The sequence below is a fragment of the Peribacillus glennii genome (genome assembly GCF_003429105.1).
GTDB classification, from domain to species: Bacteria; Bacillota; Bacilli; order Bacillales; family DSM-1321; genus Peribacillus; species Peribacillus glennii.
Genome location: NZ_QVTD01000011.1, coordinates 144407 through 159160, shown reverse-complemented (window position 1 = coordinate 159160; position 14754 = coordinate 144407). Strand labels below are relative to the sequence as shown.

General features: G+C 41.5%; 17 protein-coding genes. 7 read left to right on the top strand and 10 right to left on the bottom strand.

Annotated elements, in window-relative coordinates; genetic code table 11:
* Nucleotides 1-410: 410 nt before the first annotated feature.
* The 3 genes from D0466_RS16185 to D0466_RS16175 all read left to right on the top strand — a co-directional run bounded on the left by D0466_RS16185 (nt 411) and on the right by D0466_RS16175 (nt 2783).
* Nucleotides 411-836 (top strand): HIT family protein, encoded by a 426-nt coding sequence (locus tag D0466_RS16185; protein ID WP_117323577.1) that lies wholly within the window; start codon nt 411-413, stop codon nt 834-836.
* A gap of 194 nt (nt 837-1030) precedes the next feature.
* Complete coding sequence (serC, locus tag D0466_RS16180) at nt 1031-2134, top strand: 3-phosphoserine/phosphohydroxythreonine transaminase (RefSeq protein ID WP_117323576.1); 1104 nt, start codon at nt 1031-1033, stop codon at nt 2132-2134.
* Between the two features lie 130 nt (nt 2135-2264).
* Nucleotides 2265-2783 (top strand): tryptophan transporter, encoded by a 519-nt coding sequence (locus D0466_RS16175; protein WP_117323575.1) that lies wholly within the window; start codon nt 2265-2267, stop codon nt 2781-2783.
* A 51-nt stretch (nt 2784-2834) separates the two neighbouring features.
* On the opposite strand, the gene D0466_RS16170 is transcribed toward D0466_RS16175, so the two are convergent.
* The gene (locus D0466_RS16170) at nt 2835-3026 is read right to left on the bottom strand and encodes a hypothetical protein (protein ID WP_407675641.1); all 192 of its coding nucleotides are present in this window, start codon (nt 3024-3026) and stop codon (nt 2835-2837) included.
* 302 nt (nt 3027-3328) lie between these two features.
* On the opposite strand from D0466_RS16170, the gene D0466_RS16165 reads away from it, so the two are divergent.
* From D0466_RS16165 to D0466_RS16155, 3 genes are all read left to right on the top strand, one after another.
* Nucleotides 3329-3706 carry a YtxH domain-containing protein gene (locus D0466_RS16165; RefSeq protein ID WP_117323574.1) on the top strand — a complete coding sequence of 126 codons (378 nt, stop codon included), beginning with the start codon at nt 3329-3331 and terminating at the stop codon, nt 3704-3706.
* A gap of 314 nt (nt 3707-4020) precedes the next feature.
* A complete protein-coding gene (locus D0466_RS16160; protein WP_117323573.1) occupies nt 4021-4599 on the top strand; it encodes an HTH-type transcriptional regulator Hpr in 579 nt (192 codons plus the stop codon).
* A gap of 283 nt (nt 4600-4882) precedes the next feature.
* Nucleotides 4883-5065: a hypothetical protein gene (locus D0466_RS16155; protein ID WP_117323572.1), complete on the top strand. Its 183-nt coding sequence runs from the start codon at nt 4883-4885 to the stop codon at nt 5063-5065.
* 82 nt (nt 5066-5147) lie between these two features.
* On the opposite strand, the gene D0466_RS16150 is transcribed toward D0466_RS16155, so the two are convergent.
* On the bottom strand, nt 5148-5246 hold the full coding sequence (locus D0466_RS16150) for a YjcZ family sporulation protein (RefSeq protein WP_117323571.1): 99 nt from the start codon (nt 5244-5246) through the stop codon (nt 5148-5150).
* Between the two features lie 128 nt (nt 5247-5374).
* Nucleotides 5375-5467 carry a YjcZ family sporulation protein gene (locus D0466_RS16145; RefSeq protein WP_117323570.1) on the bottom strand — a complete coding sequence of 31 codons (93 nt, stop codon included), beginning with the start codon at nt 5465-5467 and terminating at the stop codon, nt 5375-5377.
* 197 nt (nt 5468-5664) lie between these two features.
* On the opposite strand from D0466_RS16145, the gene D0466_RS16140 reads away from it, so the two are divergent.
* Nucleotides 5665-6540 carry a peptidylprolyl isomerase gene (locus D0466_RS16140; protein WP_117323569.1) on the top strand — a complete coding sequence of 292 codons (876 nt, stop codon included), beginning with the start codon at nt 5665-5667 and terminating at the stop codon, nt 6538-6540.
* Nucleotides 6541-6712: 172 nt separating this feature from the next.
* Here the strand turns inward: D0466_RS16140 and D0466_RS16135 are convergent, their stop codons facing one another.
* The 7 genes from D0466_RS16135 to galE form a co-directional block, all read right to left on the bottom strand.
* Nucleotides 6713-6895 (bottom strand): sporulation YhaL family protein, encoded by a 183-nt coding sequence (locus D0466_RS16135; RefSeq protein ID WP_117323568.1) that lies wholly within the window; start codon nt 6893-6895, stop codon nt 6713-6715.
* Nucleotides 6896-7088: 193 nt separating this feature from the next.
* Nucleotides 7089-8027: a 3'-5' exoribonuclease YhaM gene (gene yhaM / locus D0466_RS16130; protein ID WP_117323567.1), complete on the bottom strand. Its 939-nt coding sequence runs from the start codon at nt 8025-8027 to the stop codon at nt 7089-7091.
* 294 nt (nt 8028-8321) lie between these two features.
* Nucleotides 8322-8459, bottom strand: coding sequence for an ATPase (locus D0466_RS16125; RefSeq protein WP_117323566.1), 138 nt, complete (start codon nt 8457-8459; stop codon nt 8322-8324).
* 218 nt (nt 8460-8677) lie between these two features.
* The gene (locus tag D0466_RS16120; protein ID WP_117323565.1) at nt 8678-9091 is read right to left on the bottom strand and encodes a hypothetical protein; all 414 of its coding nucleotides are present in this window, start codon (nt 9089-9091) and stop codon (nt 8678-8680) included.
* Nucleotides 9092-9230: 139 nt separating this feature from the next.
* Complete coding sequence (locus D0466_RS16115) at nt 9231-12227, bottom strand: ATP-binding protein (protein ID WP_117323564.1); 2997 nt, start codon at nt 12225-12227, stop codon at nt 9231-9233.
* 132 nt (nt 12228-12359) lie between these two features.
* Nucleotides 12360-13574, bottom strand: a complete 1215-nt coding sequence (locus D0466_RS16110; RefSeq protein ID WP_158555924.1) for a metallophosphoesterase family protein — start codon at nt 13572-13574, stop codon at nt 12360-12362.
* Between the two features lie 149 nt (nt 13575-13723).
* Nucleotides 13724-14716, bottom strand: coding sequence for a UDP-glucose 4-epimerase GalE (gene galE, locus D0466_RS16105; protein ID WP_117323562.1), 993 nt, complete (start codon nt 14714-14716; stop codon nt 13724-13726).
* Between the last annotated feature and the right edge of the window lie 38 nt (nt 14717-14754).

Here is a 14754-nt window from a genome sequence, read left to right as displayed (position 1 = left end):
CATGATGTCAAGCCGCTGCATTTGCCAAATTAGGAAACATGTTTCCTGGCAAACATTTCAAGGATGGCCGGTTTCTTATCAATAATTGAACGGACATATCAATCCTTCAAATCTCTGCTTCAACAATTTACTACGCTGTAACTACATGTGATAATCCCATATAATAATGACAACCTATATCCACAATTGAGATTGAATTTTCAATAATTCACGTGAGTTATACATGTTACAATCCAGATTGATTTTTCAATAATTCCGGGGGCTATATCAACGATTCAGCTGGTGCCGACTTTTTATAAAATTTACATCACACCCCTCCATTTTTCAGATTCCCCTTTTCGAACAAGCTATGATACGATAGAAAAAACATCCATGTTTATGAAAAATTTTAATTGAAGGGATGGGTTTTCATGAGTGATTGCATATTCTGCAGCATCATAAACGGGGATATCCCCGGGGCAAAAGTATTTGAAAATGAACATGTCCTCGCCTTTCTGGATATCAGCCAGGTAACAAAAGGACATACATTGGTCATTCCAAAAGCACATAAAGAAAACATCTATGAATTAACACCTGAAATTGCGAAAAATTTATTCGAAGCGGTTCCGGAAATTGCCAAAGCCATCAAAGAGGAGTTCAATCCAATCGGCTTGAACATTCTCAACAACAATGGGGAAGCAGCGGGACAGTCCGTTTTCCATTACCATATGCACCTCATCCCGCGCCATGGGGACGGAGACGGCTTCGGGGCCATGTGGAAGACACACACCAGTGAATATTCACCGGAAGACCTGCAAAATATCGCAGCTTCGATTTCTAAGCATATTAAAAAATAAACAACTAAACAGTTTGAAGGACCAGGGACATATTCTTCCCTGGTTTTTTTGCAAATGGGAAAGTTTATACTACTGGATTACGCTCAAAATTATTTAAGGGAAAATTCAAAATTATGTTCCATTTTGTCGAACATTTCTGGTACGATAGATATAAAATTTTCACTTTAGCGCATCACTGTAAAGGAGGAAGCCCAATGAAACGTGCATTAAACTTTAACGCCGGACCTGCCGCATTGCCTGAGGCAGTTTTACAAAAGGCCCAGCAAGAATGGCTGAATATCGAGGACACTGGCATGTCGGTTATGGAATTAAGCCATAGAAGCCAAACATTCGAAAACATCCATAACAAGGCGATTTCGTTGCTGAAAGAAATTATGGATATTCCGGATAATTATGAAATCCTGTTTTTACAGGGCGGTGCCAGCCTCCAATTCTCTATGGTACCGATGAATTTGCTTAGCACTGGCAAAAAGGCATACTATGTGCTCACAGGTTCCTGGTCAGAAAAGGCGCTGAACGAAGCTGGAAAAATCGGCGATACTGCAGTCGCCGCTTCTGCAAAGGACACTAATTATACCTACATTCCTTCAGCCGATGAAATTTCTTTTGGCGAAGATGCAGCCTATGTCCACATCACGACGAACAATACAATTTTTGGTACGCAGTGGAACAATTACCCGGTATTGGAAGAAGTGCCGCTCGTTGCTGATATGTCAAGCGATATATTGAGCAAGAAAATCGATATCAGTAAATTTGGACTGATATATGCTGGTGCCCAAAAAAATCTCGGTCCTTCCGGGGTAACGGTTGTCATTATCCGCAAAGATTTAGTTAACAGCTCTCTTACAAACCTGCCAACGATGCTGAATTATGAAACACATATAAAAAACAATTCGCTTTATAATACACCGCCAACTTTAGCGATCTATCTGCTCTCCCTTGTTTTAGAATGGGTAAAGGATCAGGGGGGCGTAGAAGTGCTTCAGGAAAACAATACCGCCAAGGCAAAACTCATTTATGACGCGATAGATAACAGTGAAGGCTTTTACAAAGGTCACGCCCAGCCAGAAAGCCGCTCACATATGAATGTTACGTTCACTCTTCCTGATGAGGCTGCGACAAAAAAATTCCTGGAAGAGGCAAAACTGGCCGGTTTTGTTGGCTTGAATGGCCATCGATCTGTCGGGGGATGCCGGGCTTCCATCTATAATGCAGTACCTTTATCACACTGCGAGAAGCTTGTCGGATTCATGAAGAATTTCAAGGAATCGTATTCTTCTGCAGCTATTAAAGCGTAAAGTTTTAAAGAAATCCTTCAAAAAATACAGAAGGCATGGTATACTGATGGAAACTTTCCGCATCAGGCAATTAGCGCACTGCTGGGGAAGCCAAATAAAAAGAGTGAGAAGAGAATAGGAGAGATGAGAAATGAATACGAAAATGCTTGCGGCTTTATCCCTGATGGTGGGGATAGGAGCAGCCCTGCACATAATAATCCCTGGCTTTGTCCTTGGAATGAAACCGGACATGATGCTTATCATGACATTTTTGGCCATTGTCCTGTTTCCCGACAAAAAAAGTGTATTCCTCGTTGCAATTGCGAGCGGGATTATATCCGGCCTGACTTCATCCTTTCCCGGCGGATTCATCCCAAATATCATAGATAAATTCATTACTGCATTTGTTTTTTATTTGATGCTGACAGTATTTAAAAAGTATGCTGGCTCAACCGTTACGATCGCTGTTTTGACCGCGGTCGGGACATTGATTTCCGGCATTGTCTTTCTGACATCCGCCTATTTTATTGTCGGGCTGCCTGGGGCTTTCGTAGGTATGTTTACAGCTGCGGTATTGCCGGCTGCTGCCCTGAACACTGTGGCTGTGGCAATCCTTTACCCAATCATCAGCGGAATCCTAAAAAAGTCAAATATTACAGCACAGGTTTAAATCGCAAAAAACACCGGATTTCTTTCCGGTGTTTTTCTATATTTTGTTCAGTTACTTGAATGACTGAATGATGAATCCAATAAAGAACAGGACTGCCCCTGCGAGTCCAAGCTTCAATGCGCGCTTTTTCATATGCTGTTTAGGAGGATAAACCCCTGGTTGCCTTGATTGGCCCAGAAAGTACAGCATTCCTGCAAGGCATAGGGCGCCCAACGTAAAGATTACATACATCACTTTCACCAAGAATGTCCCCTCCTTTTGATCGAGTGTTACTGCTTACATGTTTATGCCGCTTGTCTACGGATTATTCCCTTTCCTCTATTCTGGAACCACACTATTTTTAAATACTAAATATTTTCTTTTTTATGTTTAGATGAAAGTTTTTGTGATATAAAGATATAATGAATGATTCACTTTCAAATACATGAAAATTATGGTACTTTTTAAAAAAGGCCAACCTCTTTATTCCTATATGCAAAGCATCCTTCCTGTTTTTCTGGTCTTTACACAACCTTTTTAAAAAATTTGAACACGAGGTGATCAATATGAATGCAAAGTCTTTTATTGTCGGATTCCTCACGGGCACCGTTATCGCTGGTGCTGCAACTATGCTTAATGCACCTACATCCGGGAAAGAGCTGAGAACAAAAATAAAAGATAATAAGGATGAAATTTTGGCAACACTTGCGGAAGTTAAGGAGCGTCTTATAGATATCAAAGATGAAACAGCTCAAGCATCGAAAGTAAGCAAAGATTCCATCAACTCTTTTATCGCAGATGTTAAGATACTTATTGAAAACTGGAAGCAGGACATAGAACCCAATAAGCAGGAGCTGACAAGCCATATCCAGGAAATTGAATCTTCAATTAGTGAATTGGAGAACACTGCAACGGCTTCACCAATCTTAAAACAAACTAACTAGTTAAACATCCGGTGCATACAGGAGGCTGTATGCCTCAATGCCCGGATTTCATCTTCATTTTCCAGTCAGGTTTGAGCAGGTCCATCCACAGCATGCGGGCTGAAGTATGATTAATGCGTGTGGGAAATCCGCGAATTTATTACAATTTCTCTATATTTTATTTATGGCAGCCATGTGGAAACCCATTTGGATTTTCCAGTAGGAAACTATTGCTTCTTGAAGTTTCTAAAAATTTTGTTAATTTTTATCTTTATTAATTTTTATTTTATTGTCATAATAAATATAGAGAATTATAAAAGTAGGTGAGCCAGTACATGCAGGATAAAAATTATTCTATGAAAGACGCCTTGCTTTTCAGCCAGCGGGTCGCCCAATTAAGCAAGGCCCTGTGGAAATCGATTGAGAAGGATTGGCAGCAATGGATCAAACCGTTTGACCTCAATATTAATGAGCATCATATTTTATGGATCGCCTATCATTTAAACGGTGCATCCATTTCCGATGTTGCCAAATTCGGTGTAATGCACGTGTCAACCGCCTTCAACTTTTCAAAAAAGCTGGAAGAACGGGGGCTGTTACGGTTCTCAAAAAAAGAAAATGACAAAAGAAATACTTACATTCAAATCACCGACAAAGGCGAAAATATCTTGCTAAGCCTGATGGAAACATATAACCCGGACAATAATGCTGTATTCTCCGGCGCGCTTCCGCTGCGTGATTTGTATGGCAAATTCCCTGATATGATTGAAATGATGGCGGTAATTCGAAATATTTACGGAGAAGACTTTATGGAAATATTCGAACGGTCATTTGCCAATATCGATAAGCAATTTGAAGTCGAAGAGGGAAAAATCACAAAAAAAAAGATAGAAAAAGAGGCTGAGCCTGTCTGAGCAGGATGATTTCTATTCAACCCCATGGCATTGGATCAAACCCTGCAGGCTCTAAAACGCTGCCAATCTCCATTAAGCGGACTATGGTTAGAAACCTCCGCTTCTTGTTTCCATACGCATGCTCATCTCTTCACAAAAATACTTTGGTATCACCTCTCCCTTATCCATCCTTTCAATTGTCGAGAATCCCTTCCTCATACAATCCCAAACTTTTAGTCTATCTTTTTTGGATAATATTTGGTATCGTAAATATACATGAATGCTTCAAGGAGGGATTCAGGAAGTGATTTCGTTATTTTTTATTCTCTTCTCGATCGTAATTTTATACAACGTGAACAGCATGACAAATGCTTTATGTCTGCAAAAAGAAATTCCTGAAGACCGGCAGCCCAAGGTTTTTCGAACAATTAACATACTAATTACGATCCTGCTCTTATCTTCTTATCTCGAAATACTCTATACATAGGAACATTCGAATCAACTAAGGAAAACAGGATAAGTTAAAAAAGAGAAGCGCGAAAATGCGCTTCTCTTTTTTCGTAACAAAATTAGTACCAGCAGGAACATCCGATGATTACCAATAGGATGAAAAGAACAACGAGTAAAGCAAAACCGTTGCCGAAACCTCCAGCATATCCTCCAGACATTGATTTTCCTCCTTTCTTATGGAGAAATCAGCTGCAATTCGTTATATATCCCGACACTGCAGCTATCTTATCTTATTCTGCATATCCTTAAGGGGTTTGGGCTTCTTCTTACATATTATGATTAAAGCTTACCAAGAACAAGCGCACCCTACGATAACCAATAAGATAAACAGTACCACCAAAAAAGCAAAACCGCCGCCGGCATAACCGCCATCTGTCATATTTCCCGCCTCCTTTGTTATTTTCGTTACATCATATGTAAGGGCTATTATTTTGGGTAGGTCATTTACCCAGTTTTCATAAATTTCAGGGAAAGAAATTCATGATATTATTTTTTGTAAAAGTCCCATTATATGTTATAGTAAGATTTGTGGATTAAGTAAACGAACACGAATATATATACAGGAGTTGTTTTTTAATGAGGAAATGGGCATTATCGATTGCAGTTGCAGCCGGTCTGATTGGCCTTACTGCTTGCAACAACGGCGCGGATTCAGAAGCTGTTGTCGAAACGAAAGCCGGGGATATTTCAAAAGAAGAACTATATAATGCCATGAAGGAAAGACACGGCAACCAGGTCATCCAGGAGCTTGTTTATGAAGAAGTCCTTTCCGAGAATTATAAGGTCTCTGATAAAGAAGTGGATAAAAGGGTAGACGAAATCAAAGGACAGATGGAACAGATGGGCCAAAGCTTTGATATGGTCCTTGCCCAGGAAGGCTTTAAAGACGAGAAGGCGTTTAAGCGCTATATAAAAGTGATGATGATGCGGGAACAAGCGGCCCTTAAAGACGTAAAGGTTTCAGAAAAGGAAATGAAAGAGCATTATAATACGTTGAAGCCTGAAGTAAAAGCCCGCCATATCCTGCTTAAAGATGAAAAAACGGCTAAAGAAGTGAAGCAAAAGCTGGACAAGGGTGAAAAATTTGAGGACCTTGCCAAAAAATACTCCCAGGATCCGGGTTCTGCTGAAAAAGGCGGCGACTTAGGCTGGTTCGGAGCTGGACAAATGGTTCCTGAATTCGAAAATGCAACGTATGCATTAAAGAAAAATGAAATCAGCGCGCCAGTTAAATCCCAGCACGGTTACCATATCATCCAGCTTATGGATAAGAAAGAGCTAAAGCCATATGCTGAAATGAAAACACAAATTGAAAAAGATTTAAAATCTGCGAAGCTTGATGAAGCAACCGTCCAAAAAGCAATGGACAGGGAATTGAAAAAGGCTGATGTTGATATTAAGGATAAAGACTTAGAAAAGGCATTGAAGCCTCAAGAAGCTCAACAGCAATAACAAATAGGACTGTCCCACTTTGGGGCAGTCCACATTTATGGCCTTTTATAGGAAAGATACAACTGTCCTAACACATATTCGCAGGCTTTCCCCTTTTCTAAGCCTCAACAGGGTCGCCAATCACCGGGTCTTCTATTGGTTTTCATTGACCACTCTGCCGCTTCCTTTCCGTTCATGTCCCGGGCTGCACTCCACTCTTCTTCTTTTCCTTTTCTTCGTTCATCCTGTCGATATACTTTTGCCCTTCTTGTTCAATATATAATTCGTCCTCTTTCCGCTCCTGTTTCGCTGTTCGTACAGTCATCACCGCGCTTACGATAATACCGGCCAAAACAAGCCAAATCCAAATCGGCATAAAACTTTCTCCTTTCGGGGAGCTGGTCCCTTAACATTAGTAGAAAATATGCCGTCAGCTAAAAAAATATGCTTCTTCCCACAGCAATATGCTTGTTCTTCCGATTAGCATATTTACATGGATTATCATCATACATGCATCATAAAAAGTAAAAAAATGCTTCCTCCCTTGTTCGAGAAGAAGCATTTCTTCGTTATAGCTGCGGTTTATAAAACGAACGGTTTTCGAGGGCAAAGACCCTCTCCGTGAATTCGCCAGGTTTTACTCTTTCGAGGGCCCGGTCCATCATATTAATCTTGGCATCGATATTATCGATATAATGAAGGACTTCGGCTTCCATGACAAGCGGCGGCTTCGGGCTGCCCCATTCTGCCTTCCCATGATGGGATAGGACCAAATGCTTTAAAATCATGATTTCTTCACCGTCAATGCCCAGCTCATCAGCTGCCTTGCTGATTTCGCTTACCATGATCGTGATATGTCCAAGCAAGTTTCCTTCAACTGTATACACGGTCGAAACAGGCCCTGACAATTCCATCACCTTTCCAAGGTCGTGAAGAATCACGCCCGCGTAAAGTAAATCCTTATTAAGCTTGGGGTACAAGCCGGCAATTGCCTTAGCCAGGTCAAGCATGGACACGACATGATAAGCAAGCCCTGACAGGAACTCATGGTGATTCTTGGTTGCAGCAGGAAATGTAATGAATTCAGATTGGTATTTTTTAAGCAAGTGGCGCGTAATCCGCTGTATATTGGGATTCCTCATTTCAAAGATGTATTGCGTGATCTTGCCCATCATTTCTTCCTGGCCGATGGGAGCCGTCTGAATCAAATCTGATATATTAATAGCATCCAAGTCGGTTGTCAATCGGATATTTCTGATCTTCAACTGGCTTCTGCCGCGATAATTCTGTATTTCCCCCATGATTTTCACGGCTTTTTCGGAGGCAAAGCTTTTCTCGTCATCTTCCGAAACGTCCCAAAGCTTAGCCTCGATTTCCCCTGTCTTATCAGAAAGAATCAGGGTCAAAAAAGGCTTTCCATTGCTTGCGACTGCTTTGGTACTGCTTTTTATATACATATATGTATCTATTGAATCACCAATGCCATAGTGAATAATCCCTTTTTGCATACGGCTACCTCCGTTATTTTGCTAAAAATATTATAACATATCAGTTTGAAACTTTGGGGAAAGTAAAAAAAAGAGATACTTACGGCATCTCTTTTGAAATTCCATCATTCATCGCGCAAATTTTCAGCTACCCTTATTTCTCCAACATGTTGTCCTGTACTTTTGCTAATACTTAATGTTTTCATGCTTTTTATATTTTAGACAAACACAAAAATAACGCTTTTCCATATGAGAATCGCGTTGTTCTATTCCACATCAAGTCTCCCAGATAACTTTTGATTCCTCAAAAAAATTCTAACCTTTATAACTAATTTTCCCTGTTTCAACTAATTCCTTTACTCCAATGAACATTAAATTCCAACCCTGTTTAGAACCATCGTAATACTCTCCAAGAGCTTTTTCGATATCAGATGCTGTCAAGTATGTCCGCATAATGTCACCCAAATAAATTTGCAAAAACCAAAAGTTAGTGGAAGATATGATTAAACCATATATGCAATTATATAAATTTTCACATTTCTAAAACAATGTTATCTTCTCTATAACACATTTTCACTATCCTATAAGTGTAAAGATAATCCTCTGCCAAGTTATACTCTTTCTTACGAAAAAAAACAGTCCGTACTTTCGGACCGTTTCTAGTGTGAATATTAACTGACAAGCGGCCTGTTGAAACAATGGGCAAGGGATTCTGCCCGCACCTTCTGAACGAGCTCCCGGTCGATGAAAGGAACCAGCTTTTCGGCAATATCCCAGGCATTCACTTCAATTTTGTATAACGTTTCCATATTATTTGTAATCGACAATTCCCCGCTTAACGATGGGAGCTCGAGATCTAGTGCATGGCCGACTTCATGGGCAAACACGATCCATGTATACTCCTCGAGGCGATCAAGCGAGCCCAGTAATCTTTCGCACTGAATCTCTATATCTTTTCTATATAAAGTTATGAGATGTTTATCAGCCGAATACTTTCCGCCAACGCATCTTGTACCGGGAAATTCATTTTCAATAACAAGGTTTAAAGTGGCATCATATTGGGTAAGGAAAGAATATAAATCCATGAGAAACACTCTCTTTTATCTAAGAATTTACTTCTACTATATGTTGATTAACCTATTACATGCATGAAAGCAAATTATATTAGGAAAACATTGCGACGTACATAGCCGAAAGGACCTATATGTAAATCCAGAGCATCACTTAGCTCTGGATTGATTCCTTTCCAAATGCTGTTATTGAAGTGTTTTCAAAAAACGAAAGCAAATGCTCATGGCAGGTGAAAAAGATAACCTGCCTTTTCCCTGAAATTTTTTTCAATAACCGGATTACCTTCAACGTCCGGTTTCGGTCAAAGTTAACGAAGGAATCATCGATGATGATCGGGAACCCGTCCCCGTCCAGCATACTGCCGGCAAGCGCCAATCGCAGTGAAACATACACCTGCTCTGCAGTACCCCGGCTGACCTCCCAAGCCTCAAACCGGAGCCCATCCCTTCTTTCCAAATCAAGCCCTTCTGATGTTGGACGAAGAATAATCCTTTTATATTCCCCATCTGTTAAGAATGATAGATATTCCTGCGCTTTCTCGATCACCTTCGGAAGTCTCTCCCGCTTGAAGGCTGCAATGGTATCGTTTAGCATTCTTTTGGCTAAGGCATATTTGGCCCACTCTTTTGCTTCCTCATTAAAAGCGGCTCTCTCTTCATGGAATTGATGAAGAATACGGATGTAACTGCCGCCTTCTTCCAGGCGTTCAATTTTATGCTTCAAATCCGATAATCGCTCAAAGCACCCCGATTGACGCGTAAGCAACTCCCTTCTTTCCGTTTCCAGTGCTTCAATGGTGTATTTACTTACATTTTCATCTGAAAGCATTAGCAATTCATTCAGGTTGAAAGAAGTATTGGAAAGTTGAAGCGATACCATGTGGTAATTGCTCTTCAGGTTTTCTTGTTCCTCGGCATCCATTGCCTTTTTTCTGAATTCCTCTTCATTTTGCACACCGGCACCTTCAAAAAGCTGTCCTATTTCCGCTGACAAGTACGCTGATTCTGATTGCAGCCGGGCAATTTCTTCGTCAATTTGCTGCCTCTCAACATGAATCTGGTCCAGCTGCATTCGATTGCGGGAATCGAGTGCAACCAGTTGTTTGATTGATACCAGGGCTTCATGCCATGTTGATGTGGATGCACCAATTTCTTTAGAAATCGCAAGCAATTCTTCCTTATGGTTAGTGATCTTTTTATCAAGCTTCAGAATTTCCTTTTTTGCTTGGTCTGATTCCTGGATGGCTTGTTTTAAAAGGATCAGCTGATCAAGGATTACCTCAGTGCTGTAGTCTGTCGAAGGAACAGCAATACCCCACTTTTTGTGGATCGACTTGATTTCTTCTGTGAGATGATTCCAACTTACTTCCCATTTCTCTGACTCCTTAATTACTGAGTCAAAAGCGGCGGACCTCTCTTTTCGCTTAACTTCTTCAGCGATATACTGGCGCTGGATGTCTTCCTCATTTTGCAGAAGATTTCGTATCGAGGATAAATCCATTGCCTGTCCGGAATTTGCTTGCCTTTCATGCTGTTTCTTTTTATCTTCGGCTTCATTCAGTTGTTTCTTTAGGTCTTCCAGCATGTTATTTCCCTTGAAATAGAACTGTACAAGCAATACAGCCCCTGCGAACAATACAGCAGCAACTGCTACAAAGGATTGCCCGTGATTCCAGGCATACAGCGACATCGCTATGCAAATTGCTGTCAGAATGATAACCAGGATTCCGGTTCTCTTTTTATTTGTTTGCTCTTTTGCAGATAGCTTTGAATATCTTTGTTTCAGTTCACGAATCTGTTCCTCCAGGAATTCTGCCTTCACTCTAGCGAATTTTTCGTTGCTGTTTGATTGGTATGCCTCTTCCAGCCGTTTCCGCTCTTCGTCAGGGAGTTGTTTTTCCTTTAGCCCCGCTATTCTCGTTTCCACAGCTTCCAGATTGCTTTTTTCATGTTTATATTTTTCATCCAGCCGGAGACGATCACTTTTCAAACGATGCTTTTCCTGTTCAAGCTGCTTGATCTTTTCTGCCGTAAAAACGCTTGTATCCAAACCAGCAATTTCTTCTTCAGGCTTATCAAGGAATAAATCCAATTTGTATTTACTTTTTTCCTTCTCTTTTGACCGGAAGAATTCCTCCAACCTGCTTTTTTCCGATTCCAGCTGTTCCAGATAAGGGGTCCGGTCAAGAGTAGAAGCTATTTTTTCCCTGTTGGCCTCTATATATGACGAAATAGTTAGTTCCGCGATTTTTCCATCAATCTTTTGTTTTTTCTTGTGCATCGCTGAAAGCTGGGCATCATTAGGAATCTTCAAGGCATTCAGCTGGTCTAGGCGCTTGATTCCGTCCGCCGGAAAAGATATATTGTCGAGTTCATCAAGTCTTTCTTTTAAGATTTGTTTTTGTTCAATGATCGGCCGAATTCTTAAAAACTCCTGATATTGGAACAGTTTTTCCTCATTCGCAGAAATATCCATTTTTAATTTGGAAAGCTGATCTTCCGTTTTTGATCGCGTCTTTTGCAGCTCTTTATATGCACGTTCTTCTTCCTCTGACTTTTTCAGCCTTGCCTGCAGCTCCTTTAAGTGCTTTAGCCTTACATTTAATTCTGGCTTTTGCCCGGATGGCTTAAACCTGGCATCCAGTTCCTTTTGCAGCTTTGTTTCGGCTTCCACAATCAAATCACTGCCAACCATCCCTGCTGACAGCAGGTATTTGGCCAGCGTTGCTTCACCCACGTTCTGGACACCATGAAGCCCTTGCAAATCGAATGAAAAAACAGATTGGAAGTATTGCTTATCTATACCCTGCAGCAGATCCCGCAGGTCTCCTTCATCGCCAACCGTTCCGTTTTCAAATCCGACCGTAACATCACCGGCAGCTTTTCCTTTTACCCTTTCAATGCTTACTTCACCGTATCTTTCCGATAGGATGATGATTTTTCCGCCGTATTTAGCATTCAGTTTTGGTTCATACCGTTTCTCATTTTGGACTTTTGTCGGGAAGCCGAATAATATACTATGGATAAACGACATAACTGTAGACTTGCCGGATTCGTTTTCCCCAAAAAAAATCTGCAGCTGCCCGAACTCCGTGAATTTTTTATTTTCAAACTTGCCATACCCATATATATGCAGTTCTTTGATCTTCACTGCTCTTCCCTCCCTCTATACATATGATTTATCAGGGATTATTCGAAGACTTCCACTTCAACTTGTTGTTACACTGGTGTTGGCATGAATCCCCTGATTCAACGTTCTCAAGAAATTTAGGTGGCGGGCCGATCAATGAAAGAGTTGCAGGATCAACCTTTGTGATTCACTTAACAGCTCTTTGGTTTCCTCATCTTCCAGCGGAGCAAGAAACTTGCGCGCCTCCCTATGCTTATACAATTGTTCCAAAGCCCCATTGACGCCATTGGAATCTGTTTCAAGGGAAAGTAATTCATTTAGAAAGGGATTTTCCATAACGCCGTCCATATCTTTACGCCATCCATTTTCCACTTTAATCCGATAGGGCCAAGCGAAGCCTTCTCCTGTTTCCGCTTCTTCCTGCAGGCTTTCCAGGATTCCCCAGATAAACTCATCTGTAAATATAGAGGGGCTGGAGTGCTTTTCTAGGTCCAACACTATCTCCAGTAAAAAGGACTTCTTATCCATGTGGAATTCTTCCATAGATCGGCGGCAATCAGTATAAACTTTGTCAAACCCGCTCTCGGCCTCTGGCTTAATCATGATGGAATCAAACAGTACGGTACTGGTTTCTAAAAATTCATAGTTTGCTGCACCATTATCCAACGTAACCATATAACAGCCTTTATCCCCTGTTTCTTTTCTGTTCCTGCCCTGTATGTTCCCCGGATAAACGGCAGGCGGGTCCACGGAAATTACCTGCCTTTTATGGACATGGCCCAAAGCCCAGTAGTCAAATTCTTTCTCCGCCAATTCACTTTTGGAAAAAGGAGCATACGGGCTGTGTTCCGTATGCCCTTCGAGATTTCCATGCAGGAGCCCGATATGATATTCCGCATCAGGCCGCTTTTCATATCGGGAAATGATTCGTTCGGTCACATGCCTTCGCGGATAACTGTAACCATAAATGTTTACAGCGGTGCCTCCCTCCTTCCGGAATCGCTTCACTTCCGGGATCGCCTGGAATATGTGTACATTTTCAGGAAGATTCACTGTGATCCAGGAACCATCCAAATGGTCGTGGTTTCCGTGGATCATGTATACCTGTATCCCGGCCTCTCCCAAACGCTCCAACTCTTTCCTAAAGCGTATCTGAGTGCGCAGGCTGCGATTTTCACTGTCATAAATATCGCCGGCCAACAACACAAAATCTACCTGTCGAAATATCGCAATATCAACGATCCTTTGGAAGGACTGAAACGAACTTTCCCTCAGCCTGTCTTTTATAAAAGAAGGTACATTTTTAAGTCCCGCAAAAGGGCTGTCCAAATGCAGATCAGCGGCATGTATAAAGACAATTTTACCCAATTGTATCCCCCCCCTAAATTTAACCATCAACATCCTTTATTTTACCACAAACAGAACATACGTGTGGTAGGTGGGAGAATTAAATCCATCTGCCGTTTTTGATCTGAAAGAAATGCAAAACAGCTGCCGGACATGATCCGGCAGCTGTTTTATTGATCATTTGAAAACCCGGTCGGATTCTCCTTATGCCATTTCCACGCTGTTTGAATTATGGTTTTCAAGTCATTGTACTTGGGCTTCCAGCCTAACGCTGTTTGCGCCTTTTTAGAGGAAGCGATCAACACGGCAGGGTCTCCTGCTCTTCTTGCGCTTATTGTTTCAGGAATGGGAAGTCCGGTAACCTCCCGTGCTGTCTGAATTACTTCTTTCACTGAAAACCCGGTCCCATTTCCGAGATTGAAAACATCACTGAGATTATTTTTTCGCAAATGCTCCAATGCAAGCCAGTGGGCATTCGCAAGGTCCATGACATGGATATAATCACGGATGCACGTTCCATCCTTAGTTGGATAATCATCTCCAAAAATGCTAATCGATTCTCTTTGGCCCAGCGCGACCTGAAGAATAATCGGGATTAAATGGCTTTCAGGAGTGTGATCCTCTCCAATAATTCCTTCAGGATGGGCACCTGCAGCATTAAAATATCGCAGCGAAACCGATTTCAATCCATATGCCTGGTCACACCAGCGAAACATTTTTTCCATGGCAAGTTTCGTTTCCCCATATGGGTTTGTCGGGTTAGTGATTTCACCTTCCTGAACGGGAATTTGTTTTGGCTCCCCATAGGCCGCTGCTGTCGATGAAAAGACCATTTTTTTTACACCATGGGCAAGCAGTGCCGAAACAAGATTGTGAGATGCAATTACATTATTTTCATAATAAAGAAGCGGGTTCTGCACACTTTCCCCAACCAATGAACTAGCGGCAAAATGAATCACCGCTTCAATCGTATGCGTTTCAAAAACAGAATCAAGAAAAGAACGGTTACACAGGTCTCCCGTATAAAACGCTGCTCCCCTCACCGCCTGTTGATGCCCGGTTTGAAGATTATCAATCACCACTACCTCTTCTCCTTGATTTACCAGCTCCAGAACTGTATGGCTTCCGATATATCCTGCCCCTCCGGTAACTAAAATTGCCATTCCCATGACCTCCTCAGGAATTCCTTGCTAGATCGCCA

Excerpts from the sequence above, each read along its gene's own strand:
- D0466_RS16185 (WP_117323577.1), top strand. The coding sequence starts at position 411 with ATGAGTGATTGCATATTCTGCAGCATCATAAACGGGGATATCCCCGGG.
- serC (WP_117323576.1), top strand. The coding sequence starts at position 1,031 with ATGAAACGTGCATTAAACTTTAACGCCGGACCTGCCGCATTGCCTGAG.
- D0466_RS16175 (WP_117323575.1), top strand. The coding sequence starts at position 2,265 with ATGAATACGAAAATGCTTGCGGCTTTATCCCTGATGGTGGGGATAGGA.
- D0466_RS16165 (WP_117323574.1), top strand. The coding sequence starts at position 3,329 with ATGAATGCAAAGTCTTTTATTGTCGGATTCCTCACGGGCACCGTTATC.
- D0466_RS16160 (WP_117323573.1), top strand. The coding sequence starts at position 4,021 with ATGCAGGATAAAAATTATTCTATGAAAGACGCCTTGCTTTTCAGCCAG.
- D0466_RS16150 (WP_117323571.1), bottom strand. The coding sequence starts at position 5,246 with ATGTCTGGAGGATATGCTGGAGGTTTCGGCAACGGTTTTGCTTTACTC.
- D0466_RS16145 (WP_117323570.1), bottom strand. The coding sequence starts at position 5,467 with ATGACAGATGGCGGTTATGCCGGCGGCGGTTTTGCTTTTTTGGTGGTA.
- D0466_RS16140 (WP_117323569.1), top strand. The coding sequence starts at position 5,665 with ATGAGGAAATGGGCATTATCGATTGCAGTTGCAGCCGGTCTGATTGGC.
- D0466_RS16135 (WP_117323568.1), bottom strand. The coding sequence starts at position 6,895 with ATGCCGATTTGGATTTGGCTTGTTTTGGCCGGTATTATCGTAAGCGCG.
- yhaM (WP_117323567.1), bottom strand. The coding sequence starts at position 8,027 with ATGCAAAAAGGGATTATTCACTATGGCATTGGTGATTCAATAGATACA.
- D0466_RS16125 (WP_117323566.1), bottom strand. The coding sequence starts at position 8,459 with ATGCGGACATACTTGACAGCATCTGATATCGAAAAAGCTCTTGGAGAG.
- D0466_RS16120 (WP_117323565.1), bottom strand. The coding sequence starts at position 9,091 with ATGGATTTATATTCTTTCCTTACCCAATATGATGCCACTTTAAACCTT.
- galE (WP_117323562.1), bottom strand. The coding sequence starts at position 14,716 with ATGGCAATTTTAGTTACCGGAGGGGCAGGATATATCGGAAGCCATACA.